At 67.7% G+C, this 20,715-nt stretch carries 27 protein-coding genes; 7 read left to right on the forward strand and 20 right to left on the reverse strand.

Translation table 11 applies throughout. The annotated features are described in order from the left end of the window. Positions 1-4: 4 nt before the first annotated feature. Entirely contained in the window at positions 5-721 is a 717-nt protein-coding gene (locus ACXRVZ_RS14220; protein ID WP_457422449.1) for an SURF1 family protein, read from the reverse strand. 30 nt (positions 722-751) lie between these two features. Between ACXRVZ_RS14220 and ACXRVZ_RS14225 the strand changes: the two genes are divergently transcribed. Further along, positions 752-970 carry a DUF2909 domain-containing protein gene (locus ACXRVZ_RS14225; protein WP_457422447.1) on the forward strand — a complete coding sequence of 73 codons (219 nt, stop codon included), beginning with the start codon at positions 752-754 and terminating at the stop codon, positions 968-970. Positions 971-1,026: 56 nt separating this feature from the next. Here ACXRVZ_RS14225 and ACXRVZ_RS14230 read toward each other — a convergent pair whose 3' ends face one another. The 7 genes from ACXRVZ_RS14230 to ACXRVZ_RS14260 all read right to left on the reverse strand — a co-directional run bounded on the left by ACXRVZ_RS14230 (position 1,027) and on the right by ACXRVZ_RS14260 (position 6,914). Next, positions 1,027-1,911, reverse strand: coding sequence for a cytochrome c oxidase subunit 3 (locus tag ACXRVZ_RS14230; RefSeq protein WP_458232505.1), 885 nt, complete (start codon positions 1,909-1,911; stop codon positions 1,027-1,029). A gap of 50 nt (positions 1,912-1,961) precedes the next feature. Further along, the gene (locus tag ACXRVZ_RS14235; protein WP_457422443.1) at positions 1,962-2,204 is read right to left on the reverse strand and encodes a DUF2970 domain-containing protein; all 243 of its coding nucleotides are present in this window, start codon (positions 2,202-2,204) and stop codon (positions 1,962-1,964) included. Then, on the reverse strand, positions 2,201-2,806 hold the full coding sequence (locus ACXRVZ_RS14240) for a cytochrome c oxidase assembly protein (protein WP_457422441.1): 606 nt from the start codon (positions 2,804-2,806) through the stop codon (positions 2,201-2,203). Before ACXRVZ_RS14240 ends, ACXRVZ_RS14235 begins: the two co-directional genes overlap by 4 nt. A 1-nt stretch (position 2,807) precedes the next feature. Continuing rightward, on the reverse strand, positions 2,808-2,924 hold the full coding sequence (locus tag ACXRVZ_RS14245; RefSeq protein WP_457422439.1) for a cytochrome oxidase small assembly protein: 117 nt from the start codon (positions 2,922-2,924) through the stop codon (positions 2,808-2,810). Next, positions 2,924-4,573, reverse strand: coding sequence for a cytochrome c oxidase subunit I (gene ctaD, locus ACXRVZ_RS14250; protein ID WP_458232506.1), 1,650 nt, complete (start codon positions 4,571-4,573; stop codon positions 2,924-2,926). The genes ACXRVZ_RS14245 and ctaD overlap by 1 nt, the downstream gene beginning before the upstream one ends. A gap of 28 nt (positions 4,574-4,601) precedes the next feature. Further along, complete coding sequence (gene coxB, locus ACXRVZ_RS14255; protein WP_457422511.1) at positions 4,602-5,783, reverse strand: cytochrome c oxidase subunit II; 1,182 nt, start codon at positions 5,781-5,783, stop codon at positions 4,602-4,604. A gap of 207 nt (positions 5,784-5,990) precedes the next feature. Then, positions 5,991-6,914: a biotin synthase gene (locus ACXRVZ_RS14260; RefSeq protein WP_457422435.1), complete on the reverse strand. Its 924-nt coding sequence runs from the start codon at positions 6,912-6,914 to the stop codon at positions 5,991-5,993. A gap of 23 nt (positions 6,915-6,937) precedes the next feature. Between ACXRVZ_RS14260 and ACXRVZ_RS14265 the strand changes: the two genes are divergently transcribed. Together ACXRVZ_RS14265 and trmL are read left to right on the forward strand one after the other, a co-directional pair. Next, positions 6,938-7,681: a ComF family protein gene (locus ACXRVZ_RS14265; RefSeq protein ID WP_457422433.1), complete on the forward strand. Its 744-nt coding sequence runs from the start codon at positions 6,938-6,940 to the stop codon at positions 7,679-7,681. Between the two features lie 21 nt (positions 7,682-7,702). Beyond that, complete coding sequence (gene trmL, locus ACXRVZ_RS14270; RefSeq protein ID WP_457422431.1) at positions 7,703-8,173, forward strand: tRNA (uridine(34)/cytosine(34)/5-carboxymethylaminomethyluridine(34)-2'-O)-methyltransferase TrmL; 471 nt, start codon at positions 7,703-7,705, stop codon at positions 8,171-8,173. Positions 8,174-8,175: 2 nt separating this feature from the next. Here the strand turns inward: trmL and ACXRVZ_RS14275 are convergent, their stop codons facing one another. The 4 genes from ACXRVZ_RS14275 to ACXRVZ_RS14290 form a co-directional block, all read right to left on the reverse strand. After that, a complete protein-coding gene (locus tag ACXRVZ_RS14275) occupies positions 8,176-9,174 on the reverse strand; it encodes an NAD(P)H-dependent glycerol-3-phosphate dehydrogenase (RefSeq protein ID WP_457422509.1) in 999 nt (332 codons plus the stop codon). Between the two features lie 75 nt (positions 9,175-9,249). Next, complete coding sequence (gene secB, locus ACXRVZ_RS14280) at positions 9,250-9,723, reverse strand: protein-export chaperone SecB (protein ID WP_457422429.1); 474 nt, start codon at positions 9,721-9,723, stop codon at positions 9,250-9,252. 130 nt (positions 9,724-9,853) lie between these two features. Continuing rightward, on the reverse strand, positions 9,854-10,114 hold the full coding sequence (grxC, locus tag ACXRVZ_RS14285) for a glutaredoxin 3 (RefSeq protein WP_457422427.1): 261 nt from the start codon (positions 10,112-10,114) through the stop codon (positions 9,854-9,856). 14 nt (positions 10,115-10,128) lie between these two features. Then, positions 10,129-10,539, reverse strand: coding sequence for a rhodanese-like domain-containing protein (locus ACXRVZ_RS14290; RefSeq protein WP_457422425.1), 411 nt, complete (start codon positions 10,537-10,539; stop codon positions 10,129-10,131). A gap of 89 nt (positions 10,540-10,628) precedes the next feature. Between ACXRVZ_RS14290 and gpmA the strand changes: the two genes are divergently transcribed. Continuing rightward, positions 10,629-11,372: a 2,3-diphosphoglycerate-dependent phosphoglycerate mutase gene (gpmA, locus tag ACXRVZ_RS14295; protein WP_458232507.1), complete on the forward strand. Its 744-nt coding sequence runs from the start codon at positions 10,629-10,631 to the stop codon at positions 11,370-11,372. On the opposite strand, the gene ACXRVZ_RS14300 is transcribed toward gpmA, so the two are convergent. Further along, positions 11,357-12,322, reverse strand: coding sequence for a glycosyltransferase family 9 protein (locus tag ACXRVZ_RS14300; RefSeq protein WP_457422421.1), 966 nt, complete (start codon positions 12,320-12,322; stop codon positions 11,357-11,359). The genes gpmA and ACXRVZ_RS14300 overlap by 16 nt on opposite strands. Positions 12,323-12,374: 52 nt before the next feature. On the opposite strand from ACXRVZ_RS14300, the gene ACXRVZ_RS14305 reads away from it, so the two are divergent. Both ACXRVZ_RS14305 and ACXRVZ_RS14310 read left to right on the forward strand, forming a co-directional pair. Beyond that, on the forward strand, positions 12,375-13,001 hold the full coding sequence (locus ACXRVZ_RS14305) for a DUF4254 domain-containing protein (protein ID WP_458232508.1): 627 nt from the start codon (positions 12,375-12,377) through the stop codon (positions 12,999-13,001). Further along, complete coding sequence (locus tag ACXRVZ_RS14310; RefSeq protein ID WP_457422417.1) at positions 12,998-13,756, forward strand: hydroxypyruvate isomerase family protein; 759 nt, start codon at positions 12,998-13,000, stop codon at positions 13,754-13,756. The genes ACXRVZ_RS14305 and ACXRVZ_RS14310 overlap by 4 nt, the downstream gene beginning before the upstream one ends. On the opposite strand, the gene ACXRVZ_RS14315 is transcribed toward ACXRVZ_RS14310, so the two are convergent. From ACXRVZ_RS14315 to ACXRVZ_RS14340, 6 genes are read right to left on the reverse strand one after another with little or no spacing between them, the layout of a single operon-like run. After that, positions 13,740-14,459, reverse strand: a complete 720-nt coding sequence (locus tag ACXRVZ_RS14315) for a lysophospholipid acyltransferase family protein (RefSeq protein ID WP_457422415.1) — start codon at positions 14,457-14,459, stop codon at positions 13,740-13,742. The two genes, ACXRVZ_RS14310 and ACXRVZ_RS14315, sit on opposite strands and share 17 nt — an antisense overlap. Before the next feature lie 8 nt (positions 14,460-14,467). Then, the gene (locus ACXRVZ_RS14320) at positions 14,468-15,772 is read right to left on the reverse strand and encodes a dihydroorotase (RefSeq protein WP_458232509.1); all 1,305 of its coding nucleotides are present in this window, start codon (positions 15,770-15,772) and stop codon (positions 14,468-14,470) included. Further along, positions 15,769-16,731 carry an aspartate carbamoyltransferase catalytic subunit gene (locus tag ACXRVZ_RS14325; RefSeq protein ID WP_457422411.1) on the reverse strand — a complete coding sequence of 321 codons (963 nt, stop codon included), beginning with the start codon at positions 16,729-16,731 and terminating at the stop codon, positions 15,769-15,771. Before ACXRVZ_RS14325 ends, ACXRVZ_RS14320 begins: the two co-directional genes overlap by 4 nt. Next, the gene (gene pyrR / locus ACXRVZ_RS14330; protein ID WP_457422409.1) at positions 16,731-17,216 is read right to left on the reverse strand and encodes a bifunctional pyr operon transcriptional regulator/uracil phosphoribosyltransferase PyrR; all 486 of its coding nucleotides are present in this window, start codon (positions 17,214-17,216) and stop codon (positions 16,731-16,733) included. Before pyrR ends, ACXRVZ_RS14325 begins: the two co-directional genes overlap by 1 nt. Next, entirely contained in the window at positions 17,213-17,611 is a 399-nt protein-coding gene (gene ruvX / locus ACXRVZ_RS14335; RefSeq protein ID WP_458232510.1) for a Holliday junction resolvase RuvX, read from the reverse strand. The genes pyrR and ruvX overlap by 4 nt, the downstream gene beginning before the upstream one ends. Further along, complete coding sequence (locus ACXRVZ_RS14340) at positions 17,611-18,198, reverse strand: YqgE/AlgH family protein (protein ID WP_457422405.1); 588 nt, start codon at positions 18,196-18,198, stop codon at positions 17,611-17,613. The genes ruvX and ACXRVZ_RS14340 overlap by 1 nt, the downstream gene beginning before the upstream one ends. Positions 18,199-18,212: 14 nt before the next feature. On the opposite strand from ACXRVZ_RS14340, the gene ACXRVZ_RS14345 reads away from it, so the two are divergent. Next, complete coding sequence (locus ACXRVZ_RS14345; RefSeq protein WP_457422403.1) at positions 18,213-19,646, forward strand: cryptochrome/photolyase family protein; 1,434 nt, start codon at positions 18,213-18,215, stop codon at positions 19,644-19,646. Between the two features lie 24 nt (positions 19,647-19,670). Here the strand turns inward: ACXRVZ_RS14345 and ACXRVZ_RS14350 are convergent, their stop codons facing one another. Continuing rightward, positions 19,671-20,714 (reverse strand): GGDEF domain-containing protein, encoded by a 1,044-nt coding sequence (locus ACXRVZ_RS14350; protein ID WP_457422401.1) that lies wholly within the window; start codon positions 20,712-20,714, stop codon positions 19,671-19,673. Between the last annotated feature and the right edge of the window lies 1 nt (position 20,715).

Below are 20,715 nucleotides of genomic sequence, written 5' to 3' on the forward strand. Positions count from 1 at the left end.
GGGTTCAGGCGGGCTGGCGGCGGAGCCGGGGGCGGACAAGTTGGAACCAGACATAGAGGACGAGGATCAGCGCGCAGAGCGAGAACCATTGAAAGGCGTAGCCGTAGTGTTTGTGAAGGCCGAGTTCCGGTGCCGGCCAGTGACGCAGCAGGCCATCGTCGGTTCCGGCGGCGCCGTCAGTCTGGACCACGGTCAGCGGCAGCAGCGTCAGGCCCGCTTCGATGCCGAAGGCCGCAGGGTCCAGATTCTGCCGGATCGCCCCGGCCGAACCTTCGCCCAGCTCATAAAGCCGCGAGGGCGAGGCGGCCAGACGGCCGACCACCTCGACCTCGCCTGCCGGCGTCGCCAGCGGTGGCAGCCGGTTTCGCTCGGCCGAGTGGCGCGGCGCCCAGCCGCGCTGCACCAGGACGGCGTCGGCGCGACCGGCCAGGCGCAGCGGCGTCACGACGAAAAAACCGACACGGCCGTCCATGGGGCGGTTGTCCAGCCAGACGGTGCGCTCGGCCACCCAGTTGCCACGCAGCACCACGCGGCGATGCAGCTGATCGGTGCCGGCCAGTTCGGCATTGCCGAGGGCGGGCCGCTGCGTTTCGGCGTCGAGGGCCCTCTGGATGCTGACCTTCTGCGCAGCCCGGTCAAGCTGCCAGACGCCCAGGCGAGCCGTCAGCGCGGCACCGAGCAGCGCTGCAACCAGCACCAGCCAGCCGCGCCGCGTCAGCATGGCAGGGCCCCGGGCGGATAATCCGCAGCCATGAAATTCGTGTTCCTGATCGCCTTCATCGGCATCCTCGGTGCGCTGGCCGCAGCCGGCTTCTTCATGCTGCGCAATGGACGCCGCGACAAGCGTGGTCCCAACATGGCGCGCGCTCTGGCGGTTCGCGTTGCGGTGTCGGTGACGCTCTTCCTCATCATCCTGTTCTGCTGGTGGATGGGCTGGATACAGCCGACGGGCGTGCCCTTGAGTCGTTGAAGTTCAATGAAAAAGCGCCGCATTCGCGGCGCTTTGTCTTTCAGCGCCGGGGCGCCCTACATCCAGTAGACGACGACGTACAGGCCCAGCCAGACGACGTCGACAAAGTGCCAGTACCAGGCCGCGCCCTCGAAGCCGAAGTGGCGCTCAGGGGTGAAGTGGCCCTTCATCAGGCGGATGGTGATGAACAGCAGCATCAGCGCGCCTACGCAGACGTGGAAGCCGTGAAAACCGGTCAACAGGAAGAAGGTGGAACCAAACACGCCCGAGGTCAACTTGAGGTTCAGCTCGGCGTAGGCGTGGTGGTATTCATAGGCCTGGAAGCCGAGGAAGGTCGCACCCAGCAGCACGGTGATCCACATCCACAGGATGGTCTTGCCGCGGTTGCCAGCGATCAGCGCGTGGTGGGCGATGGTCAGCGTGACACCCGAGGTCAGCAGCAGCGCGGTGTTGATCGTCGGGATGGGCCAAGGGCCCATCGTGCTGAAAGCTTCGACCATGCCGCCCGGTGCGGCGGTGAAGCCGGCAGCAGCAGTCGGCCAGATGGCCTTGAAATCTGGCCACAGCAGGCCGTTCTCCAGGCTGCCCAGCGTCGGCACGGAGTAGACGCGGATCCAGAACAGCGCGCCGAAGAAGGCGGCGAAGAACATCACCTCCGAGAAGATGAACCAGCCCATGCTCCAGCGGAAGGAGATGTCGATGCGGTCGCTGTACAGGCCGCCCTCGCTCTCGCTGATGGCCTGGCGGAACCACTGCTGCAGCACGAAGGCCCACAGCGCCAAGCCGCCGTACAGCGAGTACATGCCCCACTCGTGGCCGTTGACCCATTGGCCGGCGCCCAGGATGACGAAGAACAGGCCGATGGCGGCCATCACCGGGTGCCGTGAAGGCGCCGGGACGAAGTAGTACGGGGTCTTGCCCGGGGTAGTCGCTGCCGACATGTTGTTCTCCTAGTACTCGCTCGTTCTGAACTCTGTTGCGACCGGGCCCGTCAGGCGCCAGCCACGCCACTGCTGATGACCCAACGGACCAGCAGCACCAGCACCAATACAAACAGGGCCGCGCCCAGCACGCCCGCAATCACCACATGCACCGGATTCAGCTTGGCCATGTCTTGCTCATGGTCCCTGCCCCGGCGCACGCCGAAAAAACTCCAGGCCACGGCCGAGATCGTCTGGCGCAGCGAGGCCTTGCGGCCCACGGCGTCCTTGAAATCCTGGCCCGGCTTTTTCACAGCGCAGCTCCGGCACCCTTGGGCGCCTCACCGAGCTTGACCCCGCCCTTGCCCGCCACCTCGAAGAAGGTATAGGACAGGGTGATGGTCTTCACATCCTTGGGCAGCTTGGGGTCGATGACGAACACGACCGGCCACTGCTTGCTCTCGCCCGGCTTCAACGTGTACTCATTGAAGCAGAAGCATTCCAGCTTGTTGAAATGCGCCATCGCCTGCTTGGGCGCATAGCTCGGGATTGCCTGCGCGGCCATGGTGCGTTCCTGCTTGTTGCGGAACTCGTACATGACCTGGCTCAGCTCGCCCGGGTGCACCGTCATGTGCCGCACTGCCGGCTTGAAATCCCAGGGGCCGCGCGCATTGGTGTCGAACTCGACCGTGATCTCGCGGCTGTAGTCGACCTGGCCGTTGCCGTTGGCGAGGCCCTTGTCGCCCAGTTGCGTCTGGCGTTCGGCCAGCGACAGCACGTTGATGCCCAGCGCCTTGCAGATCGCGTCGTAGAAATACACGAGCGAGTAGCTGAAGCCGAACATCAACACAACGATGACCGTCAGCTTCTTCAGAAGCTGGCGGTTGTCGCGATGCAGGGCGGCCAGAAACTTCATGTCAGTGCGCCAGCAGCACCATCTTCGTGACGAAGCCGATGCCGAAGGTCAGCGCAATCGTCAGCAGGATCAACCCTAGCCGGCGATTGGCCTTGCGCTGTTCAGGCGTCATGCTCATCAGCCAATGATCCGGGTCGCCGAGGCGTCCAGCTTGGGCGGCTCTTCGAAGGTGTGGAAGGGCGCCGGCGACGGCACTTCCCACTCCAGGCCTTCAGCGGCTTCCCAAGGCTTCTGCGACGCCTTCTCACCCTTGCCGCGCATCATCGGCACGACGACGAACAGGAAGAAGTAGACCTGCATCAGGCCGAACCAGAAGGCGCCGACCGATGCGATGGCGTTGAAGTCGGTGAACTGCATGGGGTAGTCGGCATAGCGACGCGGCATGCCGGCCAGACCCAGGAAGTGCATCGGGAAGAAGGTCACGTTGAACGCGATCAGCGAGCCCCAGAAGTGGATCTTGCCGCGGGTCTCGGAGTACATGACACCGGTCCACTTCGGGCCCCAGTAGTAGACGCCGGCGAACAGCGCGTACAGCGAGCCGGCCACCAGCACGTAGTGGAAGTGGGCCACGACGTAGTAGGTGTCCTGCAGCTGGATGTCGACTGGCGCCATCGCGAGGATGAGGCCGGTAAAGCCGCCCATCGTGAACACGAAGATGAAGCCGACGGCGAACAGCATCGGCGTCTCGAAGGTCATCGAGCCGCGCCACATCGTCGCCAGCCAGTTGAAGATCTTCACGCCSGTGGGCACCGCGATCAGCATGGTCGCGTACATGAAGAACAACTGGCCCGTCACCGGCATGCCGGTGGAGAACATGTGGTGGGCCCAGACGATGAAGGACAGGATGGCAATCGACGCCGTGGCATACACCATGGACGCATAGCCGAACAGGCGCTTGCGGGCGAAGGCCGGCACGATCTGGCTGACGATACCGAAGGCCGGCAAGATCATGATGTAGACCTCGGGGTGGCCGAAGAACCAGAAGATGTGCTGGTACATGACCGGGTCGCCGCCGCCAGCGGGGTTGAAGAAGGCGGTGCCGAAGTGGCGGTCGGTCAGCGTCATCGTGATGGCGCCAGCCAGCACAGGCATGACGGCGATCAACAGGTAGGCGGTGATCAGCCAGGTCCAGCAAAACATCGGCATCTTCATCAGCGTCATGCCGGGGGCGCGCATGTTGAGGATGGTGACGATGATGTTGATGGAGCCCATGATGGACGAGGCGCCCATGATGTGCATCGCGAAGATGCCGGCGTCCATGGACGGGCCCATCTGCAGCGTCAGCGGTGCATACAGCGTCCAGCCGGCGGCGGGTGCGCCGCCAGGCATGAAGAAGCTGCCCACCAGCATGATGGCCGCAGGGATCAGCAGCCAGAAGCTGAAGTTGTTCATCCGCGCAAAGGCCATGTCGGCCGCGCCGATCTGCAGCGGAATCATCCAGTTCGCGAAGCCGACGAAGGCCGGCATGATGGCGCCGAACACCATGATCAGACCGTGCATGGTCGTGAACTGGTTGAAGAGCTCGGGGTTGAAGAACTGCAGGCCCGGCTGGAAGAGTTCTGCGCGGATGCACAGCGCAAGGATGCCGCCGACCATCAGCATCGTGAACGAGAACAGCAGGTAGAGCGTGCCGATGTCCTTGTGGTTGGTCGCGAACACCCAGCGGCGCCAGCCGTGGGGTGCATGGTGGTCGTCGTGATGGTCGTGGTCGTGGGCGTGGCCGTCATGGCCTCCGACTGCGCCGTGGGGGGGGAGCACTGCACTCATGTGATTTCCTCTGATTCGGCGTTCGGAATTACTTGCGGGCGGCCACGATTTCGGACGGCTGCACGGTCTGGCCCGTCTTGTTGGACCAGCTGTTCTTCGTGTACGTGATGACCGCAGCGATGTCGGTGTCGCTGAGCTGTTTCCAGGACGGCATGCCCTTGTCCAGGCGGCCGTTCAGCACGACCTCGACCTGCTTGAGCTTGTCGGCATCCAGCACGACCGGCGAGTGGTCCAGCGGCTTGATGGGGCCGGCGCCGCTGCCGTCCGCCTTGTGGCAGGCCGCGCAATTGGCGGCGTACACCTTCTCGCCGCGGGCGATCAACGCTGCCTGCTCCCAGACCTTGCTCGGGTCGTCGGCCTTGGCGGCGATTTCCTTCTGCTTGGCAGCAACCCAGGCGGTGTAGTCCTCGGCGGACACGACCTTCACATGGATGGGCATGTAGGCGTGTTCCTTGCCGCACAGCTCGGCACACTGGCCGTAGAAGTCACCGGTCTTCTCGGCCTTGAACCAGGTGTCGCGCACGAAGCCGGGGATGGCATCCTGCTTGACGCCGAAGGCCGGCACCATCCAGGCGTGGATGACGTCGTTGGCCGTCGTGATGATGCGGATCTTCTTGTCCACCGGCACGACCAGCGGGTTGTCGACCTTGAGCAGGTAGTCATCGACCGGCGCGGGCTTACCGGAGTCGGACTGCTCGCGCTGGGCGGTGTCGAGCGTGGCCAGGAAGCCAATGCCCTCGCCCTCGCCCTTCAGGTAGTCATAGCCCCACTTCCACTGGTAGCCCGTGGCCTTGATGGTCACGTCGGCGTTGGTGGTGTCCTTCATGGCGACGACGACCTTGGTGGCCGGCAGGGCCATGCCGATGACGATCAGCAGGGGCACCACGGTCCAGGCGATCTCGACGGCCACGCTTTCGTGGAAGTTGGCCGACACCGCACCCTTGGATTTGCGGTGCTTGAAGATCGAATAGAACATCACGCCGAACACGGCAACAAAGATGACCACGCAGACGATCAGCACGAAGTTGTGCAGCCACATCTGGTCATGCGCGATGCGCGTGACCGGTTCGTGCAGGTTGAGCTGATTGACGCCCGGGCCGCCTTTGAGGTCATTCACCGCGAGGGCCGAACCCGTGGCCAGGGCGGCCGTCGCCGCCGCAGCGGCCCGGTAGGCCCAGCCGCGTGAGGCGCTATGCACTCGTGCGTTCATCATCGTCATGGTTGTCACTTGGTTCTTTGAAGAGCAGGACTTGCTGGTCCGCCCCATACGGAGGAATGGGCCGGACTTGGCACTGCAAGATCCGCGGATTGGGTCGGGCTTTGCCCTTGACCCTCTTAGCGGCCCGGGATTTTAGCCCGAGCTCCTTGGGTGCCCGCCGCAGGCCGGCCCCTGGGAATCACCTAGCGAACCTGCCAATCAGCCCTCGGAGCGCCCTTTGCGCAGCGTGGCGCGCATGGCGTCGACCGAGACATGGGTTTCGGCCGCCATCGTCAGCCTCGGCGCCGCCTTGAAGGCGTGGCCGAACACCAGCTCCAGCGTCAGCCCCAGCCGCCCATCGGTGCCACGCAGACTTTCCAGTTGCGCGACCAGTTCGGCCCGCCACTTGCGGCCACGCAGACCCTGAAAACGCGCCGGGGCAAGGTTGCCGCCCAGCGCACGCAGGTCGGCCAGCAGGGCTTCGGGGCTGGCCCAGGTCAGGCGCAGCCGCTCCTGGTCCATCACCGGGTCGGCAAAACCGGCCTTCAGCACCAGGTCGCCGATGTCGTGCATGTCCCACCAGTCCGGCGCCGGGCGGCCCCAGCCGGCGCGGGTGTAGAGAGGGCGCAGTTCGACGAAGCTGTCCGGCCCCAGGCACGAGAACATGACGAAGCCACCGACCGCCAGGCTGGCCTGCCATGCGCTCAACAAACCGGGTAGGTCGGCACTGGCATGCAAGGCCATGTTGGACCACAGCAGCTCGACCTCGGGCTTCACCGGCATTGCGTCAACCTGGCCGGAGCCCGTGCCACGCAGCTTCTGCCACCAGCTCAGGGATCGCGCACCAGCCGCGCGCTCGGCCAACGCCGGCTCGGCCTCGTGCCAGAGCATCTCGGCCTTGGGATAAGCCAGCCGCAGCAACTCGGCGCTCGCACCCAGCGCGGGCGAAGCATCCAGCAGGCGTGCGGGCCGCAGCTTGATGAAGGGCAGGCGCTCGGCCATGCGGCGTGCGGCCTCGGCATGCAGCCAGGGCGGCTCGGCGGCAACGCCCAAGCGGCGGGCCTGATGGCACAGCGCGGCCACATCGAGATCCTGAGGGCGCGGCCCCTTGTTTGAAGTAGGGGCCGGGACTGAATCACTCATGGGCCGGTCAGTATATTGAGCCGATGCTGCCAGCGCCCAAACCGGCACTCGTCGAGAAGGTCCTGATGCGCTGCGCTGGCCAGTGCGCCGTCTGCCGCGCCTGGAGCCACCAGACCATCTGCGAGCACTGCCTGGCCCTCTACGCCCGCCCCCAGCCGCGCTGCTGGACTTGCGCGGCCAAGCTGCCACTGGAACTGACGGGCAGGCCGCAGCCGCAATGCGGGCGCTGCCTCGTCGACGCCCCGCCGCTGGACCGCACGGTGGCCGCGCTGGACTACCGCTTCCCCTGGGACGGCCTGCTGCAGCATTTCAAGTACCACCAGGCGCTGGAGCTGCGCGAGAGCCTGCTGGAGCGCCTCAACTCCGCACTCAGCGCTGCCGAGGTCGCCACGCCGGACTGGCTGCTGCCGGTACCACTGTCCGTCGAGCGCCTGCGCGAGCGCGGCTACAACCAGGCGCACGAACTGGCCAAGGCGCTCGCGCGGCGGCGCGGCCTGCGCTGCGAGCCCGACATGCTGCTACGGGTACGCCACAACGCCGCCCAGGCCAGCCTCAAGCTGGAGGCCCGCGCGGCCAATGTGCGCGGCGTCTTCGCCGTCGAGCCGCTGAAGGCGATCCGGCTGCAAGGTGCCAGCATCGCCGTGCTGGACGACGTGATGACCAGCGGCGCCACGCTGTTCGAGCTGGCCCGCGTGCTGCTGCAGGCGGGCGCGATGAGCGTGCAGGCCTGGGTCATTTCGCGCACCCCGGAGCCTGGGGACGAGTAGCACCGCAGGGATACTGCGGCGATGTTCCACATCGTCCTCGTCCACCCGGAAATCCCGCCCAATACCGGCAACGTGATCCGGCTTGCGGCCAACACCGGTTGCACGCTGCACCTCATCGAGCCGCTGGGCTTTTCGATGGAAGACAAGCTGCTGCAGCGCGCCGGCCTGGACTATCACGAGTACGCCCGCGTGCAGCGCCACGCCGACTGGGCCGCCTTCCTGGCCGCCGAGTCACCCGAACCGGCGCGCATGTTCGCTTTCACGACGCGGGGCAGTCGACCCTTCAGCGAAGTGGCCTGGCAGCCGGGCGACTGGCTTGTGTTCGGCAGCGAGACGGCCGGCCTGCCGCCCGAGCTGCGCGACGGCTTTGCGCTCGAACAGCGCATTCGGCTGCCGATGCGCGAGGGGCAGCGCAGCTTGAACCTGAGCAACAGCGTCGCGGTCGCTGTGTTTGAAGCCTGGCGGCAGAACGGCTACGCAGGCGGCGGCTGAACCTACTCGGGCCGGGCCTCGCGGCCCATCAGGCGCTCGACCGCTTCGCCCACGTGCAGCCGGCCTTCCAGCAGCGCCACCATACCTTCGGTAATCGGCATCTCGACGCCCGCCTCGCGCGCCCGCGCCAGCACCGTCGGCGCGCTGTAGACGCCCTCGGCAACATGGCCCAGCCGGGCCAGGATCTCCGGCAGCGCCAGGCCCTCGGCCAGCATCAGGCCGACGCGCCGGTTGCGCGACAGGTCGCCCGTCGCCGTCAGCACCAGGTCGCCCAGACCCGAGAGGCCCATGAAGGTCTCGACCCTGGCGCCCAGCGCCACGCCCAGCCGGAGCATCTCGGCAAGCCCGCGCGTGATCAGCGCGGCGCGCGCATTCAAGCCGGGGCCGTCGGGCGCCGAGGCGGACAGCCCGTCGCAGATGCCCACGGCGATCGCCATGACGTTCTTGACCGCGCCGCCCACTTCCACACCCACCGGGTCGCTGGAGGTGTAGACACGCAACCGCTCGCCGTGGAAGGCATCGACGGCGGCCTGCGCCAGTTCGGCGTTCTCGCTGGCCGCCACCAGCGCCGTCGGCCGGCCGGCAGCCACCTCCTGCGCAAAGCTGGGGCCGGACAGCACACCCACGCGCATGGCCGGTTGCAGTTCGCGGGCGATCTCGTGGCCCAGCCGCCCGGTGCCTGCCTCGAAGCCCTTGCACAGCCACAGCACGCGCTGGGTGGACGGCAACGCCGCCAGCGTCTCGCGCAGGCCGGACATGGGCGTCGCGACGATGGTCAGGCCCTGGGCTGCGTGAGCTATTGCCCCGCCCCGGTCGGCCGTCAGCCCGAGCGCGGTGGGCAGTTCGCTGTCCGGCAGGTAGGCGGCGTTGCGGCGACTGGCACTCATCTGCGCTATGGCGCCAGCGTCGCGGCCCCACAGGCTGACGTCATGGCCGGCCCGCGCGGCCTGGATGGCCAGGGCCGTGCCCCAGGCGCCGGCACCGAGAACGCTGATCTTCATCGTCGTCATGCGCGGAAGTGTCCACCAAGTAAAACGCCCCGCACTCGGCGGGGCGCTATCAGCGAAGAGGCCTGATCAGTTGACCGCTTGGCCGCCTTGCGCGGCGCGTTGCGCCTGCTGGGCTTCGAACATGGCCTGGAAGTTCACTTCCGTCAGCAGCACGGGCGGGAAGCCGGCGCGGGTACAGACGTCCGAGACGATGGCGCGCAGATAGGGGTAGACCATCTGTGGGCAGACGATGCCCAGGATGCCTTCGACCTGGTCCTGCGGCACGTTGCGGATCTCGAAGATGCCGGCCTGCTTGGCTTCCACCAGGAACAGCGTCTTGTCGCCAACCTTGGTGTTGACGGTGGCCGTCACGGTGACTTCGAAGATGCCGTCGGTGACGTTCTCGGCCGACAACGTCAGGTTGATGTCGACCTGGGGCTGCGATTGCTCCAGCAGGATGTGCGGCGCGTTGGGTTGCTCAAGCGACAGATCCTTCAGATACATGCGCTGGATCTGGAACACGGGGGTGCCTTCGGCGGCAGCTTGGATCTCGTCGGCCATGGAACTCTTCTTTCGAGCGGAACGTCAAACAAAAGCCCGCAAGCGGCATGCTGCGGGCGGTGACTCAATTATGGGTGAGGCCTTATGACAGGCCTTACACGGGGATGTGGGGGCTTGCCCGGGCTTGAAATCAGGCAGCCTGGAGCAAGGGCTCGAGCCGGCCCTGCTGATCCAGCGCGACGAGGTCGTCGCACCCCCCGACATGGGTGTCGCCAATGAAGATCTGCGGCACCGTGCGGCGGCCGGTCATCTGGATCATCGCGTCTCGCTCAGCGGGGTTGAGATCGACGCGGATCTCCTGGATCTCCTCCACGCCGCGCCGCTTCAGCAGCATCTTGGCGCGGATGCAGAAGGGGCAGATCAGCGTCGTGTACATCTTCACTTGGGCCATGACCGGACTCCTGTTTACGCGGTCTTCTCTACCGGCAAATTCGCCTCCCGCCAGCCCTTCAGGCCGCCGGCCAGCACCTGGGCCTTCTCGTAGCCCAGCTTGCGCAGCATGCCCGCGGCGCGGCCGGCGCGTGCGCCGGTCGCGCACACCAGCACCAGCGGCAGGGCCTTGTTGGACGGCAGGGCCTTGTGGCCTTCGAGTTGGGCTAGGGGCACGTTGCGCGCACCCACCGCGTGGCCCTTGGCGAACTCCTCGGGCTCGCTGACGTCGATGAGGACGCCCTTCTCGCGGTTGATCAGCTGCACCGCCTGGGCGGGGCTGACGGCGGCGCCCTGTGAGCTGGACACCACCAGGGGCCACAGCAGCAGGCCACCCGAGACGAGGGCGACGACGATCAAGTACCAGTTCTGGAGCAGGAAGTTCAAGCAAGCATCCCGTGAGATTCAACGAAGCCGGCGATTATCGCCGCGTCCGATAATCCGCCGCTTCCACCACCCCTGTGCGTCTTCTGCCCATGTACAAGCTCGTCCTCATCCGCCACGGCGAATCGACCTGGAACCTGGAAAACCGCTTCACCGGCTGGACCGACGTGGACCTGACGCCGACGGGCGTGGAGCAGGCCAAGAGCGCCGGCCGCCTGCTGAAGGAAGCCGGCTACGACTTCGACATCGCCTACACCTCGGTGCTCAAGCGCGCCGTGTGGACGCTGTGGCACGCGCTGGACCAGATGGACCGCACCTGGCTGCCCGTGCGCCACGCCTGGCGCCTAAACGAGCGCCACTACGGCAGCCTGCAGGGCCTGAACAAGGCCGAGACGGCCAAGCAGTACGGCGACGAGCAGGTGCTGGTCTGGCGCCGCAGCTACGACACGCCGCCGCCGGCGCTGGAAGCGACCGACCCGCGCAGCGAACGCAGCGACAAGCGCTACCGCGGCCTGGACGCCGAGGACATTCCGCTGACCGAATGCCTGAAGGACACGGTCGCCCGCGTGCTGCCGTTCTGGAACGAGACCATCGCGCCGGCCATCAAGGGCGGTGAGCGCATTCTGATTGCCGCCCACGGCAACAGCATTCGCGCGCTGGTGAAGTACCTCGACAACATCGCGGACGACGCCATCGTGGGCGTCAACATCCCCAACGGCATCCCGCTGGTCTACGAGCTGGACGAGAACCTCAAGCCCATCAAGAGCTACTACCTCGGCGACGCGGAAGCGGCGGCCAAGGCGGCGGCGGCCGTGGCCAATCAAGGTAAAGCTTGATCGACCTTTGAGATGACCTCATCGACGCTGGACCACTCACCCGGTCCGCGTCGCATCAAGGTCACCGTCGAGCCCCAGGGCGCCCAACGCGCGGCGTCCACAGGCCCCCAGATGCTGAGCAGCCTCGCGCCCACGCCGGCGGCCATGTGGGCCGGGCCCGTGTCGTTGGCGACGACGACGCCGGCCAGCTGTAGCAGCGCGTTGTAGACACCCAGCGCGACGCCGTCGAGGCGGGTCGCGTCCGGGTACAGCGCCTTCGCGCCCTCCACCTCGGCCGGCCCCGGCACGATCACCACTTGCCGGCCCGCCGCGTGCAGMCGCCGCACGAAGTCCGGGAAGGCCGGCCAGCTGCGGTCCAGGAACTCCACGCGCCCGTTGGCAAACGGGCAGATCAGCACCAGGCGGCCTGCCTCCAGGCCGTGCGACGCCAGCAGCGCCCGCGCCTGATCGCGCTGCGCGTCGGAGACCTTCATGTGGATGTCGGCCGGCGGCTCGGCCTGGATGCCCAGGAAGTCGCAGGCCAGCTCCCAGTACTCGACCAGCGTGTGCCGCCCCTCGCGCTTAGGGTGGCCGCGACGCATCAGCCAGGTGCGGCCGTCGCCGGCATGGCCCTCGGCCTTGAGCCCGGCCAGGCGCGCGTCCAGTGCGGCCGAGAAGGCGTACGGAAAGAGCAGCGTGTTGGCGCGCTGGTCAAAGCCTGGATCCTCGGCCCTGAAGCGCCGCCTCAGCTCGCGCAGTTGCACGATGCGGTCGCGCAGATCGTTGGGCCGCACATGCACCGCCCAGCCCTCGGCCTCAAGCAGCCCGCGCGCCCAGCCCTTGCCCACCAGTTCCAGCCGGTAGCCATGCTGCTCCAGCAGGCGCAGCGCCGGCAAGCTCAGCACCGTGTCGCCGACAAAGTTGCGCAGGCGCACGATCAGCGGCTTCGGTGTGGGACGGGCTTCTATCATTTGCAGTTCAATCACAGTGGCGCGGAATTCTGACAGCGCCCCGCCCCAGCCTATGACCGCCGCCCTGCCCTCCTCGACCGAAGTGATCGCTGCGCACGATGCGGCATTGGCTGTGGCACCTTCGCCTGTCGACGCCAACGATGTGCGCGGCTGGATCGCCGTCAACCACTTCCACAACCGCAGCCTGTGGGCCCAGGAAGACCTGGCCCGCCGCACCCAGGCGCCGGACGCCGAGATCGTCGCCAACAAGCGCGCCATCGACCGCCACAACCAGGCCCGCAACGACGCCATCGAGCGCGTCGACGAGTTCCTGCTGAGTGCGCTGGGCCTCGTCGACCCCGCGACGCTGGCCAGCGCCCTGCCCCGCTCCACCGTAGCAGCAGGCGCGCGGCTGAACAGCGAGACGGCCGGCTCCATGCTGGACCGCATCTCCATCCTGGGCCTGAAGATCGCCGCGATGCGCGAGCAGACCGTGCGCGCCGACGTGGATGACGCCCATCGCCAGGCCTGTGGCGAGCGTCTGCAGCGGCTCATCCAGCAACGCGCCGACCTCGGCCAATGCTTCGACGAACTGCTGGCCGACTCGCGCGCCGGCCGAGCCTACTTCAAGGTCTACCGGCAGTTCAAGATGTACAACGACCCGCGGCTGAACCCGGCCCTGGTGGCGGAGTCCAAGTGATCCCTGCGGGCTTCGCCGCCAACCTCGATTGGCTGTACGCGGAGCACGCCTACCTCGACCGCATGGCCGCCGCGCGGGCCGATGGTTTCGCCGCCGTCGAACTGCAACAGCCGCATCTGCACGACATCGACGCGCTTGCTGCCAGCCTGGGCGGCTTGCGCGTCGTGCTCATCAACGCGCCGGCCGGCGACTGGGCGGCCGGCGAGCGCGGCTTTGCGGCCCTGCCCGGCCGCGAGGCCGAGTTCCGCGATGCGACGCTGCGTGGCCTGGAACTGGCCACCCGCCTGGGCGCCGAGCGCATGCACCTGCTGTCCGGACTCACGGCGGACACGCCCCAGACGCGGGCGACATGGCTTGCCAATCTCGGCTGGGCCGCAGAGCAATCGCCGCTGCCGCTGGTCGTCGAGCCCATCAACCGGCGCGACATGCCCGGCTATTTCCTGCACCGTCAGGCGCAGGCGCTGGAACTGCTGGCGGCGCTGAACTCGCCGCGCGTGCAGCTGCAGCTGGACCTCTACCACTGTCGCATCGCCGAGGGCGAATCGCTGACGCATCTGGCACGGGCGCTGGACCTCGGCGTTGTCGGCCATGTGCAGGTAGCAGGCGTGGCCGGCCGCCAGGAACCCGAAGCCGATGAATATGCCGCCGATTTCGCGCTGCTGAAAGCGCGTGGCTGGCCGGGCGCCATCGGCCTCGAATACCGGCCGCGTGGCGAGACCTCGGCCGGGTTGCGCTGGCTTACAGCCTCGCGCTGATCAGCTCGCGCAGCGTCTCGCCCAGCCCGCGCCGGTCCAGCCCGGCCGTCGGCACGGGCGGCAGGATCTGCACATCGATGCCCAACCCGCGCGCCGACGCGATGGCCCACAGGCTCTGCACCAGCGTCATGTCGCCAATGAAACGCGCCGAAGTGCTGAAACGCTCGCCCGGCTCGTACCAGCGCAGCACGACGGGCAGCACCGGCGACTGCGTGGCAACGGCCGCCTGCAGCAGGTTGGCGTGGAAGGGCAAGAGCTCGGGACCGGCGCCGGTCGTGCCTTCGGGGAAGACAGCGACGCAGTCGCCCGCCTGCAGCGCCTCGGCCGTCTGGTGCACGACGCGCAGCGCGTCACGCTTGCTGGTGCGTTCGATGTAGAGCGTGCCGGCGCCCGTGACCAGGGCGCCGACGACCGGCCAGTGCTTCACGTCGGCCTTGGACACGAAGCGAGCCTGCGGCAGCACGGCGTGCACGCCGGCGATGTCCAGCCAGGAGACGTGGTTGGCCACCACGAGATGACCCGCCGACAGCGTTGCTCCCGACGACTTCAACTCAATGCCGAGGATGCGCAGCGTCTTGCGCGACCACCACTGGATGCGCTCCTGGCGCTGCGCGGGCGTCATGCGGTCGAAGGCGGTGCGCACGATCCACAGGCCGTGCAGCACATGCGGCGTCAGGCGCGCCAGGCGCCCAATGCCCCTCATTTCGGCTCTCATTCCGCGTTGTAGGCGATGTGGCCCGCCACCAGCGTGGTGCGCACGCGCGCCGGCAGCTCGAAGCCGCTGGATGCGAACGCGAACGGCGTGTGCTTGCCCTGGCTGGCCAGCAGCTCCGGCGTGACGGCCCAGCTGGCGCCGGCGTCGAAGACGCAGACGTCGGCGACGCCGCCTTCCACCAGGCGACCGGCGCTGGCGGCCAGCGAACCCAAGGCGCTGCCCAGCACGCGCACCGGCTCATTCGTGACGACGGCCAGCGCGCGTTGCAGCGGCAGGCCCGAGTCCTGGGCCCAACGCAGGCTCAGGGACAGCAGCAGCTCCAGCCCCGTCGCACCCGGCGTCGCCTCGGCGAAAGGCACGGCCTTCTCGTCAGTCGTCACGGGCATGTGGTCGGACACCAGCGCGTCGATGCTGCCGTCGGCCAGGCCGGCGCGCAGCGCGTCGCGGTCGCGGCCCTGGCGCAGCGGCGGCGTCAGGCGCATGGCGGAGTCGAAGTAGCCGATGTCCACATCGCTCAGGTGCAGCGAGTTGATGGACACATCGGCCGTGACGGGCAGGCCCTCGCGCTTGGCGGCGCGCACCAGCTCGACGCCGGCGGCGCTGCTGAGGCGGCAGATGTGCACGCGCGCACCGGTGGCGCGGACCAGCTCGAAGATGGTGTGCAGCGCCACCGTCTCGGCGCTGACCGGCACGCCGGACAGGCCCAGCCGTGTCGCCACCGAACCGCTGGCGGCCACGCCGCCGCCCAGGTAGGCGTCCAGCGGGCGCAGCCAGACGGTGTAGCCATAGGTCGCCGCGTATTGCAGCGCGCGGCTCAGCACCAGCGTGTCCTTGATGGCCACCTCGGCCTGCGAGAAGCCGATGCAGCCGGCCTCGGTCAGCTCAGCCATCTCGGTCAGCGCGGTGCCGCCCAGTTGGCGCGTCAGCGCGCCGAGCGGGAAGAGGCGGCAACGGCTGAGCTTGCGGGCGCGGAACTTCAGCATCTCGACCAGGCCGGGCTCGTCGAGCACGGGGTCGGTGTCGGGTGGGCAGACCAGGCTGGTCACGCCGCCCGCGGCGGCCGCCGCGAGTTCGCTTTCCAGCAGGCCTTCATGCTCGTGGCCGGGCTCGCGCAACCGGGCGCAGAGGTCGACCAGGCCGGGCGCGACGATGAGGCCGGTGGCGTCCACCGTGCGGTCTGCGGTGAACTCGCCAACGTCGCCGAGCTTGACGATGCGCCCATTGGCCACGGCCAGGTCACCGATGCGGTCGAGGCCGGATGCCGGGTCGATCAGGCGGCCACCTTTGATGAGGATCTTCATGCTTCGTTCCCGGCGAGGATGGCCATGACAGCCATTCGGACAGCGATGCCGAATGTCACTTGAGGAAGGATGACGCTGCTCTTGCCGTCGGCCACGTCGGACGCGATCTCGACGCCGCGGTTGATGGGCCCCGGATGCATGACGATGGCGTCGGGCTTGGCCAGGCGCAGCTTGTCGTGGGTCAGGCCGAAGTGCTTGAAGAACTCACCGCTGCTGGGCAGCATGCCGCCGTTCATGCGCTCGTTCTGCAGGCGCAGCATGATGATGACGTCGGCGTCACGCACGCCCTCGGCCATGTCGTGGCAGACGCGCACGCCCATGTCGCGCAGGTCGCCGGGCACGAGCGTCTTGGGGCCGACGGCGCGGATCTCGGGCACGCCCAGGATGTTCAGCGCGTGGATGTCCGAGCGGGCCACGCGCGAGTGGACGATGTCGCCGACGATGGCCACCGTCAGGTTGCGGAAGTCCTTCTTGAAGTGCCGGATCGTGTACATGTCCAGCAGCCCCTGCGTCGGGTGCGCATGGCGGCCGTCGCCGGCGTTGACGACGTGCACATGCGGCGCGCAGTGCTGGGCGATCAGATGGGGCGCGCCGCTCTCGCTGTGTCGCACGACGAACATGTCGGCATGCATGGCGCTCAAGTTCGCGACCGTGTCGAGCAGCGTCTCGCCCTTGGCGGTGGAGCTGCGCGCGATGTCGAGGTTGATGACGTCGGCGGACAAGCGCTTGGCGGCGATCTCGAAGGTGGTGCGGGTGCGCGTGCTGTTCTCGAAGAACAGGTTGAACACCGACTTGCCGCGCAGCAGCGGCACCTTCTTGACCTCGCGGTCGTTGACGGACAGGAAGCTGCCGGCCGTGTCCAGGATCTGATCGATGACCGCGCGCGGCAGGCCTTCGATGGACAGCAGATGGATCAGCTCGCCGTGCTTGTTGAGTTGAGGGTTGCGTTTGCTGAGCATCACTTGACCTCGAAGGCGAATCGGCCATCTTCGCCTCGTGCCAGGCGCAGGTGTTGTTCGCTGTTGAGCGTCACGCGCGCGGCCGAGAACGCCGGCTCGATGGGCAACTGACGCCCGCCGCGGTCCACCAGCACCGCCAACTGCACGCTGGCCGGGCGGCCGAAGTCGAACAGCTCGTTGATGACGGCGCGCGTCGTGCGACCGGTGTAGAGCACGTCGTCGATGAGCAGGATGTCGCGACCGTCGACGTCGAAGGGCAGCTTGGTGTGGTCGGCCTTGGCCATGCCGCGCGAGCCGAAGTCGTCGCGGTGCAAGGCGCTGGAGATGGTGCCGGAAGCGACGCCGAGGTCGACGGCCAGCCGCTCGGCCAGCCAGGCGCCGCCGCTCCAGATGCCCACGAGGGCGGTGTCCGGTGTCAGCAGGCGCTGCACACCGCGTTTGAGCTCGAGGTACAGGGCCTCGGCGTCCAGCAGCAGTTCACTCATGGATGCTCTCTGAAGAATTGTTCAAGGATGAGGGCGGCGGCGGCGGCGTCCACGTCGTGGGCACCTTCGGCCTCGGCTTCGACGCTGGTGTAGCGCTCGTCCACCTCGAAGACCGGCAGGTGGTGGCGCCCGGCCAGGCGGCGGCCAAAGTTCTGTGCCTTGGCGGTCATCTCGTGCGGCGCGCCGTCGGGGTGGCGGGGCACGCCGATGACGAGGGCGTCGGGCTGCCAGGTCTTGACGAGGGCGGCAATCGCGTCGAAGTCGCCGCTCCTGACCGTGCCGCGCGGTTCGGCGGCGCCCAGCAGCCGTGTGCCTGAGGCCACGCCAATGCGGCGGGTGCCGAAATCAAAAGCAAGAAAGGACTGAAGCATCGGCGCGGAAGCGTCGAGCTTCATCAGGCGTGCCCAGCATCCGAGCTGAGCATGCGCGGGTCCACGCCCAGCAGCGCCAGCGCCTTCTCGTAGCGCTGCTCCACCGGCGTGTCGAAGATGATGGCCGGCGAGGCGTCCACCGTCAGCCAGCCGTTGCGGCCTATCTCTTCTTCGAGCTGGCCGGCGGCCCAGCCGCTGTAGCCCAGCGTGACCAGGATCTTGCGCGGGCCGGCGCCGTTGGACAGCGCCTCCAGCACGTCGCGGCTGGTGGTCATCTCCAGGCCGCCGGGCACGGCCAGCGTCGCGTTGTAGTGGCCGCCCTGCGCGTCCAGCGGCTCGTGCAGCACGAAACCGCGGTCGGTCTGCACCGGGCCGCCGTAGTAGACGGGCGTGTCGGCCAGCGGTTCGCTGGGCGGGCTGAGCTCGACCTTTTCGAACAGCGTGCCCAGCGTCAGCGAGATCGGCTTGTTGATGACGAGGCCCAGGGCGCCGTTGTCGTTGTGCTCGCAGAGGTAGACCACGGTGCCTGCGAAGGCCTCGTCGGCCATGCCGGGCATGGCGATGAGGAACTGGTTGGTCAGGACGATCCGGTCGGCAGGCATGGCGGTCATTTTATTCTGCGGGGATGAACCCACTCCTTGATCGTGCGCTCGTCTGGTTTCGCCGTGATCTGCGCGTGGACGACCAGGCGGCGCTGTACCACGCACTCCGAAGCGCAAAACAGGTCTTCTGCGCCTTCGTGCTGGACCGCGACATCCTCGATGCCCTGCCCCGCGCGGACCGCCGCGTGGAGTTCATCCTCGGCGCGTTGAATGTGCTGGACGAAGACTTGCGCCAGCTGGGCGGCGGGTTGATCGTGCGGCACGGCTTTGCGGCGGACGAGATCCCGAAGCTGGCGGCCGAGCTGGGCGTGCAGGCGGTGTTCGCCAATCACGACGACGAGCCGCAGGCACTGATGCGCGACGCACTCGTCGCCGACCTGCTGAAACCCCTCAATGCCGAGCTGCGCACGTTCAAGGATCACGTCGTCTTCGAGCGCCGCGAGGTGATGACGGCCACCGGCGGGCCCTACGGCGTGTTCACGCCCTACAAGAACGCCTGGCTGCGCAAGGTGGACGAGTTCTACCTGAGCAGCTATCCCGTCGAGCGCCACGCGCATGCCCTCGCCAAGACGCCGCTTGCCAAGGGGGTGCCCACGCTCAAGGACATCGGCTTCGAGCTCGCCGGGCTGACCGCGCACATCGGCGAAGGCAGCCGCGGCGCCGCGGCGCTGCTGGACGACTTCCTCGACCGCGTCGCCGACTACGACAAGAAGCGCGACTTCCCCGCCGCCAAAGGTCCCAGCTACCTCAGCGTGCACCTGCGCTTCGGCACCGTGTCCATCCGCCGCCTGGCGCGCACGGCCCACCAGCTGATGCAGGGCGGCGACCACGGCGCCGAGATCTGGCTGTCAGAGCTGATCTGGCGCGACTTCTATCACCAGGTCATGCACCACCACCCACACGCGATGCGCGCGGCCTTCCGGCCCGAGTACGACGCCATTGAATGGGAGACCGGCGAGCATGCCGACGCCCTCTTCCAGGCCTGGTGCGCCGGAACCACCGGCTACCCGCTGGTGGACGCCGCGATGCGCCAGCTGAACGCCACCGGCTACCAGCACAACCGCTTGCGCATGGTGACGGCCAGCTTCCTGACCAAGGACCTGGGGCTGGACTGGCGGCGCGGCGAGGCTTACTTCGCCGAGAAGCTGCTGGATTTCGACCTCGCCGCCAACAACGGCGGCTGGCAGTGGGCCAGCAGCAGCGGCTGCGACGCCCAACCCTATTTCCGCATCTTCAACCCGACCAGCCAGAGCGAGAAATTCGACGCCGAGGGCCGCTTCATCCGCCGCTACTGCCCGGAGCTGGCCGGCTTAGATGCCAAGGCCATCCACGCCCCCTGGGAGCGTGCGCCGCTGGCGATGCAGGGGGTGGACTACCCGCGCCCGGTCGTGGACCACGCCGTGGCCCGGGAGCGCACGTTGGCGCGCTACGCCGTGGTCAAAAGCAGAAAGGTCTAGGAGCCTGCCGGGCTTTGGGTCGGATCAGAACAGCTCGGCGTCGCTGTTGTCGTGCTGGACGGCTTCCTGGATCACGCCGCTGGCCACCAGGGCCGCGTAGTTGTGCACCTGGTTCCGGCCATGGCCCTTGGCGTGATAGACGGCCTTGTCGGCGCGCTCGAAGGCCGTGGCCGGCCCGTCGCTGTTGCGCACCTCGGTGAAGCCGATGCTGACCGTGATGTGCCCGACCTGCGGGAAGGCATAGCGCTCGGTGTTCAGGCGCAGGCGCTCGAAGGCCTCGCCGGCGTGGATTTCCTCGTCGCAACGCATCAGCACGACGAACTCCTCGCCGCCGAAGCGGTAGAGCATGTCGTGGAAACGGAAGGAGCCACGCATCAGTCGCGACAGCAGCAGCAGCACTTCATCGCCGATCAGGTGACCGAAGCGGTCGTTGACGGTCTTGAAGTGGTCGATGTCGATGACGCCGAGCACATAGTGCGGTGTCGCCGCCTCGTGACGCCGGTCCTCGGTCTCATGGCCGGCCACGGGTCGGGCCGGGAGGTCGGAGAGCACCTTCAGGAAGCTCTCGTCGAAGGTCTTGCGGTTCAGCAGGCCCGTCAGCGTGTCGCGCTCGGAGTAGTCGAGCAGGCCCTGAAAGTTGTGATAGATCCGCAGCACGCTGCTGACCATGCGCTGCGCGCCCGTGCCAAGCCGGCGTGTCGACAGGATCTCGATGACGCCGATGACGTCACGCTCGGTGGCGATGGGAAACAGATACAGCCACTGCCCGCCCTGGGCCACCTGAGTGACGCTGCGCGTGCGCATGGCCTCCAGGCGCAGCGGGTGCGTAGCCACCAGCGGCAGCGTCGCGGGCTTGGCCCACAGCGGGTCGGCCGTGGCGACGGCGTCGCCCGCGCGCAGGTGGGCGCGGGTGAGCCAGCGCTCCTGGCCGGGTTCGCCCACGGCGCGGTAGATGGCGGCCGACTCGGGTTCGAGCAGGTCACGCAGCGCCATGACGAGCGTGACGTCCATGACGTCACGGTCACGGAAGCCGGTGAGCTCGGCAAGATGGTCGACTACCTGGGACATG

It is taken from the genome of Roseateles sp. P5_E8 (assembly GCF_054177665.1).